This window comes from Pseudomonas sp. LFM046 (assembly GCF_000949385.2).
Taxonomy (GTDB): Bacteria; Pseudomonadota; Gammaproteobacteria; order Pseudomonadales; family Pseudomonadaceae; genus Metapseudomonas.
In genome coordinates this window covers 5,059,165-5,074,891 of sequence record NZ_JYKO02000001.1, presented here as the reverse complement: position 1 = coordinate 5,074,891, position 15,727 = coordinate 5,059,165, and the positions used below count along the sequence as shown (strand labels likewise).

At 65.3% G+C, this 15,727-nt stretch carries 10 protein-coding genes; 9 read left to right on the top strand and 1 reads right to left on the bottom strand.

Annotation, left to right across the window (positions count from 1 at the left end):
* Window positions 1-111 precede the first annotated feature (111 nt).
* From TQ98_RS23395 to TQ98_RS23380, 4 genes are all read left to right on the top strand, one after another.
* Complete coding sequence (locus TQ98_RS23395) at window positions 112-306, top strand: hypothetical protein (protein ID WP_044873993.1); 195 nt, start codon at window positions 112-114, stop codon at window positions 304-306.
* Between the two features lie 177 nt (window positions 307-483).
* Complete coding sequence (locus TQ98_RS23390) at window positions 484-2,127, top strand: methyl-accepting chemotaxis protein (protein WP_044873994.1); 1,644 nt, start codon at window positions 484-486, stop codon at window positions 2,125-2,127.
* 203 nt (window positions 2,128-2,330) lie between these two features.
* Complete coding sequence (locus TQ98_RS23385) at window positions 2,331-2,771, top strand: membrane protein (RefSeq protein ID WP_044873995.1); 441 nt, start codon at window positions 2,331-2,333, stop codon at window positions 2,769-2,771.
* Between the two features lie 278 nt (window positions 2,772-3,049).
* Window positions 3,050-3,766, top strand: a complete 717-nt coding sequence (locus tag TQ98_RS23380) for a response regulator transcription factor (RefSeq protein WP_044873996.1) — start codon at window positions 3,050-3,052, stop codon at window positions 3,764-3,766.
* A 296-nt stretch (window positions 3,767-4,062) separates the two neighbouring features.
* Here the strand turns inward: TQ98_RS23380 and TQ98_RS23375 are convergent, their stop codons facing one another.
* A complete protein-coding gene (locus TQ98_RS23375) occupies window positions 4,063-9,486 on the bottom strand; it encodes a hypothetical protein (protein WP_242443173.1) in 5,424 nt (1,807 codons plus the stop codon).
* 453 nt (window positions 9,487-9,939) lie between these two features.
* On the opposite strand from TQ98_RS23375, the gene TQ98_RS28185 reads away from it, so the two are divergent.
* From TQ98_RS28185 to TQ98_RS23350, 5 genes are all read left to right on the top strand, one after another.
* The gene (locus TQ98_RS28185; protein WP_242443172.1) at window positions 9,940-10,626 is read left to right on the top strand and encodes a hypothetical protein; all 687 of its coding nucleotides are present in this window, start codon (window positions 9,940-9,942) and stop codon (window positions 10,624-10,626) included.
* A 218-nt stretch (window positions 10,627-10,844) separates the two neighbouring features.
* On the top strand, window positions 10,845-11,699 hold the full coding sequence (locus TQ98_RS23365) for a DUF6502 family protein (RefSeq protein ID WP_044874000.1): 855 nt from the start codon (window positions 10,845-10,847) through the stop codon (window positions 11,697-11,699).
* Entirely contained in the window at window positions 11,696-13,081 is a 1,386-nt protein-coding gene (locus TQ98_RS23360; RefSeq protein ID WP_044874001.1) for a DUF5666 domain-containing protein, read from the top strand. Before TQ98_RS23365 ends, TQ98_RS23360 begins: the two co-directional genes overlap by 4 nt.
* Window positions 13,082-13,257: 176 nt before the next feature.
* Window positions 13,258-14,010, top strand: coding sequence for a hypothetical protein (locus TQ98_RS23355; protein ID WP_044874002.1), 753 nt, complete (start codon window positions 13,258-13,260; stop codon window positions 14,008-14,010).
* 208 nt (window positions 14,011-14,218) lie between these two features.
* On the top strand, window positions 14,219-15,691 hold the full coding sequence (locus tag TQ98_RS23350) for an FAD-dependent oxidoreductase (protein ID WP_044874003.1): 1,473 nt from the start codon (window positions 14,219-14,221) through the stop codon (window positions 15,689-15,691).
* Window positions 15,692-15,727: the final 36 nt, after the last annotated feature.

Here is a 15,727-nt window from a genome sequence, read left to right as displayed (position 1 = left end):
GCGACGACCGGGTGTCCGGCAACCGGGGGGCTGGCGACCGACGGCCTTGAACGGCGCCATCCTCTGCCGACTCCAATAGGTACAGACCTTGTTGGTCTCATGAGGTGCAGCATGGGCAGTGACCGAAGAAGCGGCCTTTCTGGAAACGACCCCCTTCGCCAGGCGGACTTCCCGCGCTGGCTGATCGATCCTGATTGCGTCGACCTGGAATTGGAGCGCGACCCGGACGATCCGCTGTTCGATACCACCCTGGACGATGCCGAAACGTTCCGGCATTCCCACCGGCCTGAAAGAGAATTGCTTTGAGCTGTGGAGTTGCCTGAACAACTAGTGGCAGAATGCGATCAAGCGACAAGGACGTCACCCATCCCCTCAGGCCAGGAGCCGGCCGACTGCCTCTAAAGTTCTCTTCGGAGTTTCCGACACAAGAGGAAAGCCGCGGAGAACGGCGGCTGAACCAGAACCTCGAACGGAATCCCCTTCATGCCGCTGCTGCGCAACGTCAGCCTGCAGACCAAGATTCTGCTGGCTTTCACCCTGGTCAACCTGATCAGCATCGCGACCTTCATCAGCTACGCCCAGTACGTCAAAGCCATCGATATCCGTGCGCAGATGGACAACCGTTTGCGGGCGGCCGCCCATGCGGTGCCGCGCCTGCTGGGGAGTGACTACCTGGACCGCGCCCGCAGCGCCGATGGCCTGAAGGAAGGGGAGTACCTGCAACAGGTGCGCAACCTGGGCGAGTACGCCGCCGAGGTGGACCTGAAATTCGCCTACACCATGATGGTCGACAGCGGCGGCCAGGTTTACTACCTCTCCGACGGCGCCAGCACCGAGGACATCGCCGGGGACAGCTACGCCAAGCACCTGGAGCACTACGAGGACGCCAGCCCGGCGGTGATCCGGGCGGCCCGCAGCGGCCAGCCGCAGTTCGATGAATACACCGACAGCTACGGCACCTTCCGTTCGATCTTCCTGCCGCAGCACACCGCCAGCGGCCAGCCCTACGTGGTGGGCGTGGACGTCACCCTGGCCAGCCTGGATCAGGCCATCGCCGACAGCCTGCGCAGCCTGCTGCTGATCGGCGCGGTCACCCTCGGCTTCGGTCTGCTGCTGTCCTGGCTGGCCACGCGCATGCTGGTGCGCGCCATCCATCAACTCACCGGCCAGCTCAACCACATTGCCGACAGCCGCGACCTGTCCCGCTCCCTGGTGGTGGTCAGCGGCGACGAACTGGGGCAGATGGGCGCGCGCCTGTCCTCCCTGCTGCAGGACCTGCGGCAGACCCTGTCCGGCGCCTCGGGCATGGCCGACTGCAACCAGCAGCTGGCCGAGACCTTCCTGCAGCGTGCCGACGACATCACCCGGCAGATCCAGCAGGCGGCCCATCAACTGGCGGATGTGGATCAGCACGGCCAGTCGATCCAGCAGGCGGCGGGGCATTCCTCCAGCCTGGCGGGGGCGGTGCGCGCCAACCTGGAGCGCGCCAGCGGCGAGCTGAGCCGCGCCCACCAGGAACTGCAACGGCTGATCGGCGATGTCCATGGCAGCACCTCGGCCAACGTCGAACTGGCGTCCGACCTGGATGGCCTGAGCCGCGAAGCGGAGCAGATCGGCCAGGTACTGCAGATGATTGCCGGCATCTCCGAGCAGACCAACCTGCTGGCGCTGAACGCCGCCATCGAGGCCGCGCGTGCAGGCGAGGCCGGCCGTGGCTTCGCCGTGGTCGCGGACGAAGTGCGCAAGCTGGCCGGTCAGACCCAGAGTGTGCTGGCCGACGCCCAGCGCGTGATCGACCAGGTCACCCAGGCCATCCGCCAGATCGCCCAGCGCATGGGCAGCACGGCGGAGCGCTCGCGGGCGCTGGCCGGCGACGCCGATGAGGCACTGGAAACGCTCGACGCACTGGTGCAGCAGATGAGCCAGGTGAGCACCACCGTCGATCAGGCCCTGGCCAGCAGCGAGCATATCCAGCACTCCGTGGCCGACATGTCCGGGCGCCTGGGTGGCATGCGCGACGCCTTCGAGCACACCCGCCAGGATGTGGACGCCATCAACCGCTCCGCTGCCGAGCTGGGCGATACGGCGCGGGCCCTGAAGAGCGGCCTGGGCGTGTTCCGCACCTGACCGGCGGCGGGGATGAACACAGCCCCCCCGAGGGTGAAGACCCTCGGGGGTTTTGTCGTTCTTGGGTCTCTGTTTTTCCCGCTGCCCCTGTCGTGAGCCCGTGGAGTTGCAGTGCCTTGACCCGCGTCATGGCGGGCGGGACGGCGCCCGGCATGATTCCGCCTGAATGCCAACAGCGGAGGCCTGCGGGCCGGGGAGGGCGTGTGGGGTATCTGTTGCTGAAATTCGTGCACCTGACAGCGGCGGCGTTCTTCGTGGGCGGGGTGTTCTTCGAGGTGATGATCCTCAGCCGTGCGGCGCGGGCCCTGGAGCCGGACGCCCGGGCGCAGTTGGGGAAGGCGCTCGGGCAGCGGGCGCGGCGGGTGATGCACTGGGTGGTGCTGGCGCTCTTCGGCGCCGGCCTTGGATTGGCCTGGCATTACCGGGCGGTCTTGCACGCGCCTTTCGCCAGCACCTTCGGCACCTTGCTGGTGCTGAAGATCTGCCTGGCGCTGAGCATCCTCGGGCACTTTCTGGGCGTGGTTTACCTGATGCACAGCGGCCGCATGACACCCGCCCGTTCACGGCTGATCCACGTCAGTGTGCTGGTGCAGATGCTGGCCATCCTGTTCCTGGCCAAGGCGATGTTCCTGCTGGGCGGGTAAGGGGCGGACCCGTCTTCGGGCCGATCTCGGGCATGCCAATTGTCAGGCGTCAGCGGATCAGGTGCCGGCAGGGCTCTGGCACGCTAAAACCCACGGCAGGCGCGGTGTCCAGGCAGTTTCCTCCCTGAGCGGAATGACGGTCGGGAAAGGGCATTCGCCGCCTGTCCTGCCATCTGCGCTCGATGTCTGACGTTGCTGGCAATCTGCCTGCCCGGAACCTATACAGAGACGGCGAACCCTTAATACCAAAGTTAGTTTTTCAGGGGGGCTAGGACTCAATGTCGGCCCGTACAGAAACCATTCGCGTGATGTTGATCGATTGCCGTCCCGTCGTTCTCGCGGGCCTCCAAGACCTGATCAATGCCAGAAAGCCCCGGATGGAGGTGAGTGGCCAGGCCACCACCTACGCCAATGCGCTGGAGCTTGCCCATCAACTGCGTCCCGACGTCAGCTTCTTCAGTTTCTTTCCGGATGCGCTAGAACCGCTGGCGGTCATCGCCGGGCTCACCCGCAGTGCCGAAATCAAAGTGCTGGTGCTCAAGGGCCTTTACGACGCCGTGCCCGTTACCGAGGCGATAGAGGCCGGTGCGCGCGGTGTCGTGCTGGCGGAAGCCCCGGAGGAGTCCATCACCCAGGCCATCATCAAGGTCCACCACCGCGACAACGGCTTGGATATCGCTTGGGCCGGCGGGATCTCCGGCATTTCCGTAAAGGGGCACGCCCCCGCCAATGGCCGTTCGGACCGCCCGAAGCACGAGCAGTTGACGCTGCGCGAGCGGGAGCTGATCCGGGCCATCGTGGGGAACCCATCCGCCAAGTACATGTGCATTGCCGGACGCCTGGGCATCAGCGAACACACCGTGCACAACCACCTCAGCAACATCTATCACAAGCTCAATCTGATTAACCGCGTCGACCTGGTGATGTACGCGCTTAAACACGGGCTCACCAACACCGAAGAGCCGCCCGGCTCCAGCTGGGGGAAGCTGGACTGAGCGGGCGCGTCGCGGGCAAGGCGAACGAGCCCACCTGCCAATTCGAGGCATCACTCCCGCACGTGCCCTGATCGTAGGGTGTGCCATGCGCACCGTTTCCGGCGGCATGTCCTTCACAACGTCCAACCGCTGGTGCGCACGGCGCACCCTACGGAGCCGGTTTCGTCGCTCCCTCCAGGCAATCGGAGTCGTCACAGGCAGGGCCGGTTATTCACGTTCCGATCCCACGTTGGCCGTTTGAAAAAAAACGGGGGTGGTTTTTAGCCACCCCCGCTTCCTTTCATACACGCGATGTCTCAGGCGCTGCCAATGACAATGTCGGTGTTCAGGAGGTCAACCCCGACCACGGTGATGGTCGTTGTTTGCACGCCGGACTCGTCGATCGTGACGATGCTGTCCGCACCGGTGTTGTCGATCGATTGGACCACGGCGTTCTGGTCGCCATTGAGCACCAACGCATCTCGCAGGCTCGGGCCCGCATCGAACCCGGTGACCTGGAACTGGTTATGGGTGCCAGACAGATCAACGTTGAAGGCATCCCGCTCACCGCTCGTGCCCGCCAGCCTGAAGTCGAAGAGCGGGTCGTTCGGATCGTTGGCGAACAGGTTGGCGTCAAAAGTACTCGTCGCCGTATCCCCATCCTTGTCCGTCAGCGTCGCGCTGAATGCCAGCTGGACATCGTTGGCCATGCTCTCGGTCTGCTTGATGAACTGGATCACCGGGATCTTGACCACGCCCAGGCCCATGGTGAGCTGAACAGCGTCGATCATCTTGGTGCCATCCCACTGGACGAGGAAGGACTTCTGGCTTCCAGCCTCCGTGGCCAGGTCAGCGGCAAGCACCTTCGTCTGAGCCGAACTCGAGCCATCCTCGAAGAAGATCCTGTAGTACAGCTCCTCCGTGGCCGGGGTGTAGCCCCCCACCGAGTTGTCGATGAACACTTTCACGCCCGTCAGCAAGGACTCGGGGTTGATGACGAAACTCTCGTCACCGGCATTGATGCCGGCCGTCCCGTTTCCATCCAGGTTGTTGTTGGCGATGCCGATGCCAGCCGTGCTGACGTTCATGTTCGCGGTGCCGAGGAACGAGAAACCGCCGCTTTCTATCTGTGCTTCTGTGAGGTCGGGCGCTCCCTGCACGATGGCGCTCAACACCTGGGCTGCGGTCGTGCCCGCGTTGACGCCAAAGAAGACAATCTCCTCGGATGGCGAAGGAATGGTCGGCGGATTCTGCGTCGGGATCAGCAACGTACGGACGGGGTCAGGGCCACCTGCACCGAGCGAGCCGTTGGCACTGCTGAGAACGATGGTCGAACTGAAACCTTGCACCAGATCCAGTTCATAGGTGCCATTGGCAAAGGCGGTCAGCGTGTAGTCGATGCTGGTATTCGCCGTGCTGGCATTGTTGTCGAAATCGCCGGTCAAGGTCCCGCCGAAATGGTACGCGCCATTGGCATCCGGTGAGGGTGACAGCTCGTTGAGCGTGCCGGTCCCGGTCGTGGTCGTGTTGTCCGGCCTGACGAGGGTGAACTGGCCATTCACCAAGGAGATATCCAGACCTGTCGCACCCACCCCGTCGGCTCCGGCCGCCATGTTCCAGTATCCGCGTTGCGGAAGGACGGTACCGGTCCCGATCAGATTGCCGAAGGCGAGCGTTGGCGTGTCGTCGTCGACGGTGATGACCAACTGCTCGGGGGCAGCCGTCACCGTGTCGCCGTCCTTGTCGGTGGCCTGCAGCAGCGAGCCCAGGTTGAGGGTGAGGTCGTTCTCGTCGTTGCCGGTCGCATGATCCAGCGGCTTGAGCAGGGTGAAGGTGTACGCCCCCGCCGCGGTGAGGCTGAAGGTGAACACGTCGACCCCGCCGGCCTTGGCGGTGAGGGTGTTGCCCGCCACGCTGTAGACCAGCGCTGTGCCGCCCGAGCTCAGTGCCTGCAAGCCGCTGGTGTTGCTCGACAGGGCATAGCTCAGCGGCGTGTCGGCGCCGGACTGGAAGATGCCGGTCACGCTGCCGCTGGCCGAAGTGGCGGCACCGGCCACGTCGCCGGTGCCACCGGCGATGCCGTTGGCCAGGCCGTCCTCGTCGACGGTACCGGTCGAGGCGGCGCCGGTGGCGGTCGGGGTGTCGTCGTCGACGGTGATCACCAGCTTTTCAGGCGCGGCGGTCACCGTGTCGCCGTCCGCATCGGTGGCCTGCAGCAGCGAGCCCAGGTTGAGGGTGAGGTCGTTCTCGTCGCCGCCAGCCGCGTGATCCAGCGGCTTGAGCAGCGTGAAGCTGTAGTCACCCGCCGTGGTGAGGCTGAAGGTGAACACGTCGACCCCGCCGGCCTTGGCGGTGAGCGTGTTGCCCGCGACGCTGTAGACCAGCGCCGTGCCGCCCGAGCTCAGCGCCGGCAAGCCGCTGGTGTCGCTGGACAAGGCATAGCTCAGCGGCGTGTCGGCGCCGGACTGGAAGATGCCGGTCACGCTGCCGCTGGCTGAAGTGGCGGCACCGGCCACGTCGCCGGTGCCACCGGGGATGCCGTTGGCCAGGCCGTCCTCGTCGACGGTACCGCTCGCGGCGGTGCCGGTGGCGGTCGGGGTGTCGTCGTCGACGGTGATCACCAGCTTCTCGGGCGCGGCGGTCACCGTGTCGCCGTCCGCATCGGTGGCCTGCAGCAGCGAACCGAGGTTGAGGGTGATGTCGTTCTCGTCGCCGCCAGCGGCGTGATCCAGCGGCTTGAGCAGCGTGAAGCTGTAGTCACCCGCCGTGGTGAGGCTGAAGGTGAACACGTCGACCCCGCCGGCCTTGGCGGTGAGCGTGTTGCCCGCGACGCTGTAGACCAGCGCCGTGCCGCCTGAGCTCAGCGCCGGCAAGCCGCTGGTGTCGCTGGACAAGGCATAGCTCAGCGGCGTGTCGGCGCCGGACTGGAAGATGCCGGTCACGCTGCCGCTGGCCACGGTGTCCTGGCCTATTACGTCGCCCGTACCACCAGGGATGCCAGCGGTCAGGCCGTCCTCGTCGACGGTGCCGGTCGCGGCGGTGCCGGTGGCGGTCGGGGTGTCGTCGTCGACGGTGATCACCAGCTTCTCGGGCGCGGAGGTCACCGTGTCGCCGTCAGCGTCGGTGGCCTGCAGCAGTGACCCGAGGTTGAGGGTGATGTCGTTCTCGTCGTTGCCAGCCGCATGATCCAGCGGCTTGAGCAGCGTGAAGCTGTAGTCACCCGCCGTGGTGAGGCTGAAGGTGAACACGTCGACCCCGCCAGCCGAGGCGGTGAGCGTGTTGCCCAGGACGCTGTAGGTCACCGCCACGCCGCCCGAGGTCAGTGTCTGCGGCAGGCCGCTGGTGATGCTCGACAGCGAGTAGGTCAACGGCGTGTCGGCGCCGGACTGGAAGATGCCGGTCACGCTGCCGCTGGCCACGGTGTCCTGGCCTACTACGTCGCCCGTACCACCAGGGATGCCACCGGTCAGGCCGTCCTCGTCGACGGTGCCGGTCGCGGCGGTGCCGGTGGCGGTCGGGGTGTCGTCGTCGACGGTGATCACCAGCTTCTCGGGCGCGGCGGTCACCGTGTCGCCGTCCGCGTCGGTGGCCTGCAGCAGCGAACCGAGGTTGAGGGTGATGTCGTTCTCGTCGTTGCCGGCGGCGTGATCCAGCGGCTTGAGCAGCGTGAAGCTGTAGTCACCTGTCGCGCTGAGGCTGAAGGTGAACACGTCGACCCCGCCAGCCTTGGCGGTGAGCGTGTTGCCCAGGACGCTGTAGACCAGCGCCGTGCCGCCCGAGCTCAGCGCCGGCAAGCCGCTGGTGTCGCTGGACAGGGTATAGCTCAGCGGCGTGTCGGCGCCGGACTGGAAGATGCCGGCCACGCTGCCGCTGGCCACGGTCGCCTCGCCGGCGACGTCGCCCGTACCACCGGGGATGCCAGCGGTCAGGCCGTCCTCGTCGACGGTGCCGCTCGCGGCGGTGCCGGTTGCGGTCGGGGTGTCGTCGTCGACGGTGATGACCAGCTTCTCGGGCGCGGCGGTCACCGTGTCGCCGTCGGCATCGGTGGCCCGCAGCAGCGAACCGAGGTTGAGGGTGATGTCGTTCTCGTCGTTGCCGGCCGGGTGATCCAGGGGCTTGAGCAGCGTGAAGGTGTAGGCGCCCGCCGTGGTGAGGCTGAAGGTGAACACGGAGACTGACCCGGCCGAGGCGGTGAGCGTGTTGCCGAGGACGCTGTAGGTCACCGCCACGCCGCCCGAGGTCAGTGTCTGCGGCAGGCCGCTGGTGATGCTCGACAGCGAGTAGGTCAACGGCGCGTCGGCGCCGGACTGGAAGATGCCGGTCACGCTGCCGCTGGCCACGGTCGCCTCGCCAGCGACGTCGCCCGTACCACCGGGGATGCCAGCGGTCAGGCCGTCCTCGTCGACGGTGCCGGATGCGGCAGCACCGGTCGCTGACGGCCCGTCGTCCTCGAAGACCAACGTCGAGCCGATTTCGACTTTGTCAGTAGAGACCTGGCCCAGCGTGAAGCCACCGATATCGAAATCGGCGTGGTTGTTGCCCTTGGCGTTGAGGGCCGCGCCGTTCTCGACGAGTACGCGGTTGTGATCTGCCGTGGTGGTGTATTCGATCCTGTAGCCAGCCTTGACGCCGGAGATGGTTGCAATCCCATCAGTGATAGTGATGAGAAGGCCCGGGTCATTTACCACCTGCCCGGTGCTGCTGTTTTTGACGACGATATTACTGATCCCAACCTTCGTATCGTTCCCATATCCGTTGACGAAATTGATGCCGGTTTCAACAGCAGTCGTGAATGCGCTGATCTTTACGACAGCACTCTTGCCACTCTGCAACTGCACAACATCGAAGCTGGCCGACCTCGCATTGAAGACGTTGGTGAAGTCGATGTTGGATTCGATATCAGCTTCGTTCTGATCCAGGTTGGGAATGGTCAGGTCCTGCCTGGCGCCGGTGACGAACGTAAAGCGGATACCCTCCTCCTCCGTGATCATCTGATTGTTGGTGCCGAAAGTAGTCGGGCCACCCGCCTGGCTGGTATTGATCGTGTCGCCAGTCGTTATGTTGACGCCCGATGACTGGTCGGCGGGGTTCTTGCCGGTGGCGATGATGGTGGGGTCCGTGATCCGGCCGCCGACAACGTTGGGGGTCGCCGTCGTGAACATCAGGAAGAGGTTCTGGCCAGAGGGTGCATTGGCCAGGCTGAACGTCAGGTCCTGGCTGGTTCCGATGAATACCTTGTCCAGCAGAGTGAGGGCATCGTCGGGGTTGGTGGTGATCGGATGCGCGAGCGGTTGGTATTGCGCGGTCCAGATCTTGCCGCCCGTGGCGGTTTCTTCGATATAGGCAGCGAACACGATCGGGCCGTCCACGCCGGCTCGGCCCAGCAGGACGTTGTTGTTGGTCGTACTCGTATAGAGAAGGATGCTGGTGCCGTCGAGGGTATCCAGTCCGCTGTCCAGCCCATTGAGCGGCGCGCCATTTGGGCCGACAAAGCCGATATCGCTAACGCTTGAGCTGAGGGTGAATGCATTGCTGCCCGTGTTGCCCGCAGCACCGGTATAGCCGCTCAAGGCCGCACCGATTGCGGTGCCGGCCCCTAGGGTCGAGAAGATCGAGGGCAGGGACGCTACCAGAATTTCGGTGTCGTTTGCGTCTTGAGGAGCGCTACCCGTAGCGGTGCTGTTCTGCAACCCGGCCGTCTCATCAAGAACCGTGAGGCTGTCTGTCAAAGTAATAGTCATGGCGTTCTCCGCAGTATTTCCGGTCATCGAGGCCTGACCGTTGATCCCTCTTCGGTTCAGGCCCCAACTATGGGGAAAGGCTGGGGAATGGCGCATCGACCGATACTCCCAGGCGGGGTGGGAGTTTCAGACTATTGGGGCGTTCGGAAGGGGGGGCAGTGCACCAGCGGTCAGCCAGGTGCCTGCCAGGGATTGCCGTTCAGATCATCTTTTTTGCTACCGGACAGTCGGTCGTTGACTCTCTGTGCCATAGGACTAGTCTGAAGCTCGTGGGAAATTTTCCCACGTAGAAACCTGGTGGCTTACAAGGATCGTGCGAAACAGGCAGTTGCCCCTTCAAGCAGCAAGTAAAGGGCCAACTCCCTGGTTGATTGCTTCCAGGGGCGGTTATGAATTTTCTAACGCTTGCGTTCGATACGGAGATGACTACGCAACTCCATGCGGAGGTTCATCATGCAACTCAAGAAATGTCTGTTGGCCCTGGCGATTGGCGGGGTCCTATCCGCTTCGACGGTCCTGGTACCGGACTACATCAGCAGTTTCTCCAGCGTCTACGCAAAGGATGGCGGTAGTGGCGGTGGTGGTGGCGGTGGCGGTAGCGGCGGTGGTGGCGGCGGTGGCGGCCACGGTGGTGGCGGTAGCGGCGGCGGTGGTGGAGGCCACGGCGGCGGAAGCGGTGGCGGCGGTGGTAGCGGCGGTGGTGGCAGCGGTGGCGGCCATGGCGGCGACGGTGGCGGTCACGGTGGCGGTCATGATGGTGACGGCGGTGGCCACGATGGCGGCCACAGCGGCCCCGGCCACGATGGCGACGCAGACGGTCATGACAACAGTGGTCCCGGCAGCGCCCACAGTGGGCGTGGTCACGACAACGATGGGGACGATGCCGACGGCGATGACGACGGCGAAGCCCATGGTGTCGGCCATGGCGCGGATGACGGCCCCGACCATGACGTCGGCGAAGCCCACGGCGTAGGCCATGGTGCGGACGACGGCGCTGACCATGACGTTGGTGACGACAACGGCGCAGGCCAAGGCGCGGATGACGGCCCTGACCATGACGTTGGCGAAGCCCACGGTGTTGGCCAAGGCGCGGACGATGGTCCGGACCATGATGTCAACGACGACAACGGCGGTGCCTGATCGGTTGGTCTGATCCGCAAAGCCACAAGACCCGGAATGGTTCCGGGTTTTGTGGCGGCGGAACCTTCATCCTGACGAGCGAGACCACCTGCACCCATGAAAACGGGAACACCTATGATTCAAAACGACAGACGGTAGCGGGCAGGGCTCCGGGCGGATGGCCCAGGGGTCTGATTCCGCGTTCCGCACTTGTATTCATTTATTCAGGAATGCCTTGAATGCAATTGCCCACTTTCCCTCCCTCCCTCTTGCCGGCGCTGCTGCACGTCATGCGCCCATTGGTGAGGTTGATGCTCAGAAAGGGGGTGACTTATTCCGGTTTTGCCGAACTGCTCAAGGGCGTCTTCGTCGACGTTGCCGAGCACGAGTTCAGCCTCGACGGCAAACCGCCTACCGACAGCAGGATCAGCCTGCTCACCGGCGTGCATCGCAAGGATGTCAAACGCCTGCGGGCCAAGGCGACCGTCAAGCAGGACGGCCTGCCGGAGATCGTTTCCTTTGGTGCTCAACTGGTCAGTGTCTGGCTCAACGCCGCGCCGTTCTGCGAGCGTGCGGGCCGTCCGCTGCCACTGCCGCGCCTGGCCAGCGCCGGTGGCGAGCGCTCCTTTGACGGGTTGGTCGCCAAGGTCAGCAAGGACATCCGTGCCCGCGTGGTGCTGGACGAGTGGCTTCGCCTCGGCGTCGTGCGGATCGACGACCAGGATCAGGTCCACCTGGAGACGATGGCGTTCGTTCCGCAGAAGGGGTTCGACGAGAAGGCCGCCTACTTCCGGCACAACCTCCACGACCATGCGTGCGCGGCCGTCCACAACCTCACCGAATCAGGCGAACCGTTCTTCGAGCGCAGTGTCCACTACGATAGCTTGTCCAATTCCGGGGTCGAGCGACTGCGCGACGCCGTCAGGGCCGATGGCATGCAGCTACTGATCGCCTTCAACCAGCTGGCTGGCGATCTGGAGGCCAAGGACGCTCCGGAACCCGAGGCCAGAAAGCGCATCACCATCGGCCTTTATTTCTACACTGAACCTAACCCGCCAGCAGAACCCGACCCGAAGAAGGGCCGTTCGTCATGAACACCGCCTCGCGACTCCTGCGCCTCCTGGCGTTCGTCTGTGGTCCGCTGTTGCTCGCACCGACCGCATTGAGCGCCGCCCCCGTGTGCCTGGAACCCGGTGGCATGGGTGGCACCGGCGCCGTTGCGACGGGCGGTATCGGCGGCACCGGCGCGCCGGCCCAGGAGGAGGGCGGCATTGGTGGTACGGGCATTGTCGGCACCATCACCGGATTCGGTTCCATCTGCGTGAATGGCGTGGAAGTGCACTTCGACAACAACGCGCCCCTCAGCGAGAACGGCGTGCCCGCCAGTACCAACCAACTGGCCATTGGTCAGGTCGTTGCGGTTGAGGCGACCAAGTCGCCGCGTGGGCTCGAGGCGCGGAGCATCGCGATTCTCCATGCCTATGAAGGCCCGATCACGGGTGTGGCTGAGGGCACCGCCCCGATGCGGGTCATGGGGCAGCCGGTTCGCCTCGCCGCGGGTGCCCGCGTGACAGAAGGCCTGCGCGTCGGTGACGCGGTGCGGGTCAGTGGCCTGCGCAATGCCATCGGAGACGTGGTGGCCACTCGGATCGAGCGGGCGCCGAAGCTGACCCAGGTCAGCGCCATCGGCGCGGTGGAACGCGGCGGCGATCTGCAGGGGCTGGCGCTGAGCAAGTCGCTGTCGCCGAGCACTGAAGTGCTGGTCCGTGGCACCTGGGATGGCAAGCGACTGAGCGTCCTCCAGACCCGCGCCGATCCCTCCATCCCCTTCGCCGGACGGGTGCGCAATGCCCTGGTGGAAGGCCTGGTGCGGGCGCAGAAAGGGGATCGCATCGAAATCGGCGGGTTCACCGCGCACCTGGATCGCGAGACGGCCTTTGCCGGCGGGAAAGCCGCTGAGCTGGCGGTCGACCAGCGTATCCGGGTGAGCGGCGTGTTCGACGGTGGCCGGACCATCCGGGCGCACCGGATCGAGTTCGTGCGGGAGCGGGCCGAAAGCACTGCTCATCAGGGTTCCGGTCATGACGGCTCAGGCTCGGATGACTCCGACCAGGACGGCAGCGGTAGTAACAGCGGCAGCGGAAACTCCGGACCGGACGACGACTCCCACCATGGTGGAAGCGGCAGCAGTGGCAGTGGCAGCGGCGAGACGCGGGAACGGGTCGAGCAGAGCACCGTGTCTCCTGACGGTACGCTTGAGCGTCGGGTCCGGACAGAAACGCGCCAATCCGGTGACCGAGTGGAAGTCCGGGAACGGATCGAGGTCTTCGAGAACGGCCAGCGGATCGAGCGCATCGAGCGGATCGAACGGTCGGACAAGCCCGATCGCGTTGAACGGGTGGAGCGGCCTGACAGCAGTGGGAGGCCGGAAAGGCCCGAGCGAGTAGAGCGGGAAGACCATTCGGGACCCAACTAGCAGCGACACGGCGAGTCGGGCCCCTGTCCATCACGAATGACGGAGAGCCAGCTAAGCTGGGGAAGTGACCCGGCGACTGGCCGGGGAACAGGCAGTCGCCGCGCTCCGGGAGGCAACCTCCCAGGGGCAAGTGAGCGTGACGTGGACTTCGATGTCTGGATCGCTACGAGGTAAACATGCAAACCACGCGCGTGATCGCTCCGTGCCTTCTGGCGCTCCTGTCGCTGCCGGTGTTGGCAGACGGTTTCACGGCGACGACCGGGGTTGATTATTCGCGGGGGAAGTATGGAACCCCGACCACCAGCGAGACCTGGTACGTCCCGGTGATCGGCAAGTACGAAACCGGCTCCATGATCTACAAGCTGACCATTCCCTACCTGCGTATCACCAACCCCTCGGTGGGCCCGGATGGCGAGCCCTTGGCGGGGGACTGCGGCAGTGTCGAGGAAGGGCTCGGCGATACCGTGGCGAGCGCGGACTACATGCTGCGCGACGGCAGCGACGGCTCGGGCCTGCTGGTGGACCTGATCGGCAAGGTGAAACTGCCGACCGCCGATGAAGACCACTGCCTCGGAACCGGCAAGACCGACTATTCGGGGCAAATCGATGTCACCCAGGTCTTCGGCACGGTCAGTGGCTTCGCGACCCTGGGCTGGAAGAAATTCGGCGATCCCTCGGACACCGACTTCCGCGACCCGATCTACACGTCGGTCGGCCTGGTCACCCGTCTCGCGCCTGCAACCAGCCTGGGTTTTGCCTATGACTGGCGGCAGAAAGTGACCTCCGATGGAGACGAGATCCAGGAAGTCACCCTCTTCCTGACGCAGCGCCTCAGCCACGACTGGAAGGTGCAGTTGTATGCCCTGAAGGGCTACTCCGATGCCAGCCCCGACTCGGGCGGCGGGATGCTGCTCATCCGCTCGTTCTGAAGGGTCACCGCTTAGCCAACCCCACAGCCTGGTAGTTCAATCGGACGAGGGCCGTTCGAGACGCCGCGAGTAAGGTGGCTGCTCACCTGCCTGCCGGAGCGGCGCCGACCTTGCGCGCGACCTCCAGAATTCCGCCCGGTCACAGTCGTTCCTGTTCTTATTGCGGCCTGCAGGTCCATTCGCCAGAACAACAAGAAGGAGCGCCTGCATGTCATTCCCGTTTTCCGTGAACCGTCCTTGCCGCCTGAATGAAGTCCCCGCCTGGGACCACGAAACCGACGTGGTCATTGTCGGCTTCGGCGCCGCGGGTGCCTCCGCCGCCATCGAAGCCGCCGGTGCCGGCGCCCGGGTCGTGCTGCTCGAAGCCTCCTCCGGCAACGGCGGCACCAGCGCGCTCTCCGGGGGCGAGATCTACATGGGCGGCAGCGGCGGCACCCCGGCCCAGCGGGAGGCTGGCTTCAACGACGACACGGAAGACCTCTATCGCTACCTGATGATGGCCGGCGGCCCGGATGCCGACGAAGCCAAGGTGCGCCTCTACGCGGACAACAGCCTGGACCACTACCACTGGCTGGTGGCTCAGGGCGTGCCCTACAAGAACACCTTCCTGCCGGAAAAGATGGTCGAGCCGGTGACCGACGACTGCCTGATCTGGTCCGGCAGCGAGGAGGCCTGGCCGTTCGTCAACGAAGCCAAACCCTGCCCGCGCGGCCACACGCCGCAGTTTCAGGGCTGGGGCGGTGGCCGCCTGCTGATGGACATTCTCGCGGCCCGCGTCAGCGAACTCGGCGTCGAGGTGCATTACGACAGCCGTGTCCTGGCGTTGATCGCCGATGACGACGGCAAGGTCCACGGCGTGGTGGCGCGAAACGACGGCCAGCCACGCTTCATCCGCGCCAGCAAGGGCGTGATCCTGTGCGCCGGCGGCTTCGTCATGAACCGCGACATGGTGCGCCGTCATGCTCCGCAGCTGAGGCACAACGAAAACCCGATCGGTACCCCGGGGGACGACGGCAGCGGCATTCTGCTGGGCATGAGCGTCGGCGGCTCGGCGATCCACATGGACGAGGCCTTCGTCAGCCTGCCGTTCTACGCACCGGAGTCCCTGGTGAAGGGCATCTTCGTCAACGAGCGCGGCCAGCGCTTCATCAACGAGGACTGCTACCACGGACGCATCGGCTACCACATCCTGCGCCAGGGCGGGAATCGCGTGTTCCTGCTGGCCGACAGCGCCACGTTCGAGCGCCCGCCCGAGTTCACCCGAATCGACATCGCCGCCGTCGGCGAAACCTGGGAAGAGGTGGAGCAGGAGCTCGGGCTGCCGTCGGGCACCCTGGCCGAGAGTGTCGCCTTCTTCAACCGCCATGCCGCCGAAGGCCAGGACCCGCTCTTCCACAAGGCCGCGAAGTGGCTCAAGCCGCTGGACGAGCCGCCCTTCGTCGCCCTGGACTGCCGCTTCGACTACGCCTTCTACCCGCACTTCACCTTCGGTGGCCTCGACACACTGCCCACCGGCCAGGTGCTGACCGCGCAGCGCGAGCCCATCGCCGGCCTCTACGCCGCCGGGCGCACCAGCTGCGGCCTGCCACGCTGGGGCGGCGGCTACAGCTCGGGCATGTCGCTGGCGGACGCCACCTTCTTCGGCCGTCAGGCGGGCCGTCACGTGGCGACCCAGGGCTGACCTAACGCAAGACGCTCCGGAGCGTGGCTCCGGGGC

Coding starts and splice junctions, on each gene's coding strand:
- TQ98_RS28185 (WP_242443172.1), top strand. CDS start 9,940: ATGCAACTCAAGAAATGTCTGTTGGCCCTGGCGATTGGCGGGGTCCTA.
- TQ98_RS23375 (WP_242443173.1), bottom strand. CDS start 9,486: ATGACTATTACTTTGACAGACAGCCTCACGGTTCTTGATGAGACGGCC.
- TQ98_RS23350 (WP_044874003.1), top strand. CDS start 14,219: ATGTCATTCCCGTTTTCCGTGAACCGTCCTTGCCGCCTGAATGAAGTC.
- TQ98_RS23360 (WP_044874001.1), top strand. CDS start 11,696: ATGAACACCGCCTCGCGACTCCTGCGCCTCCTGGCGTTCGTCTGTGGT.
- TQ98_RS23355 (WP_044874002.1), top strand. CDS start 13,258: ATGCAAACCACGCGCGTGATCGCTCCGTGCCTTCTGGCGCTCCTGTCG.
- TQ98_RS23380 (WP_044873996.1), top strand. CDS start 3,050: ATGTCGGCCCGTACAGAAACCATTCGCGTGATGTTGATCGATTGCCGT.
- TQ98_RS23365 (WP_044874000.1), top strand. CDS start 10,845: ATGCAATTGCCCACTTTCCCTCCCTCCCTCTTGCCGGCGCTGCTGCAC.
- TQ98_RS23390 (WP_044873994.1), top strand. CDS start 484: ATGCCGCTGCTGCGCAACGTCAGCCTGCAGACCAAGATTCTGCTGGCT.
- TQ98_RS23395 (WP_044873993.1), top strand. CDS start 112: ATGGGCAGTGACCGAAGAAGCGGCCTTTCTGGAAACGACCCCCTTCGC.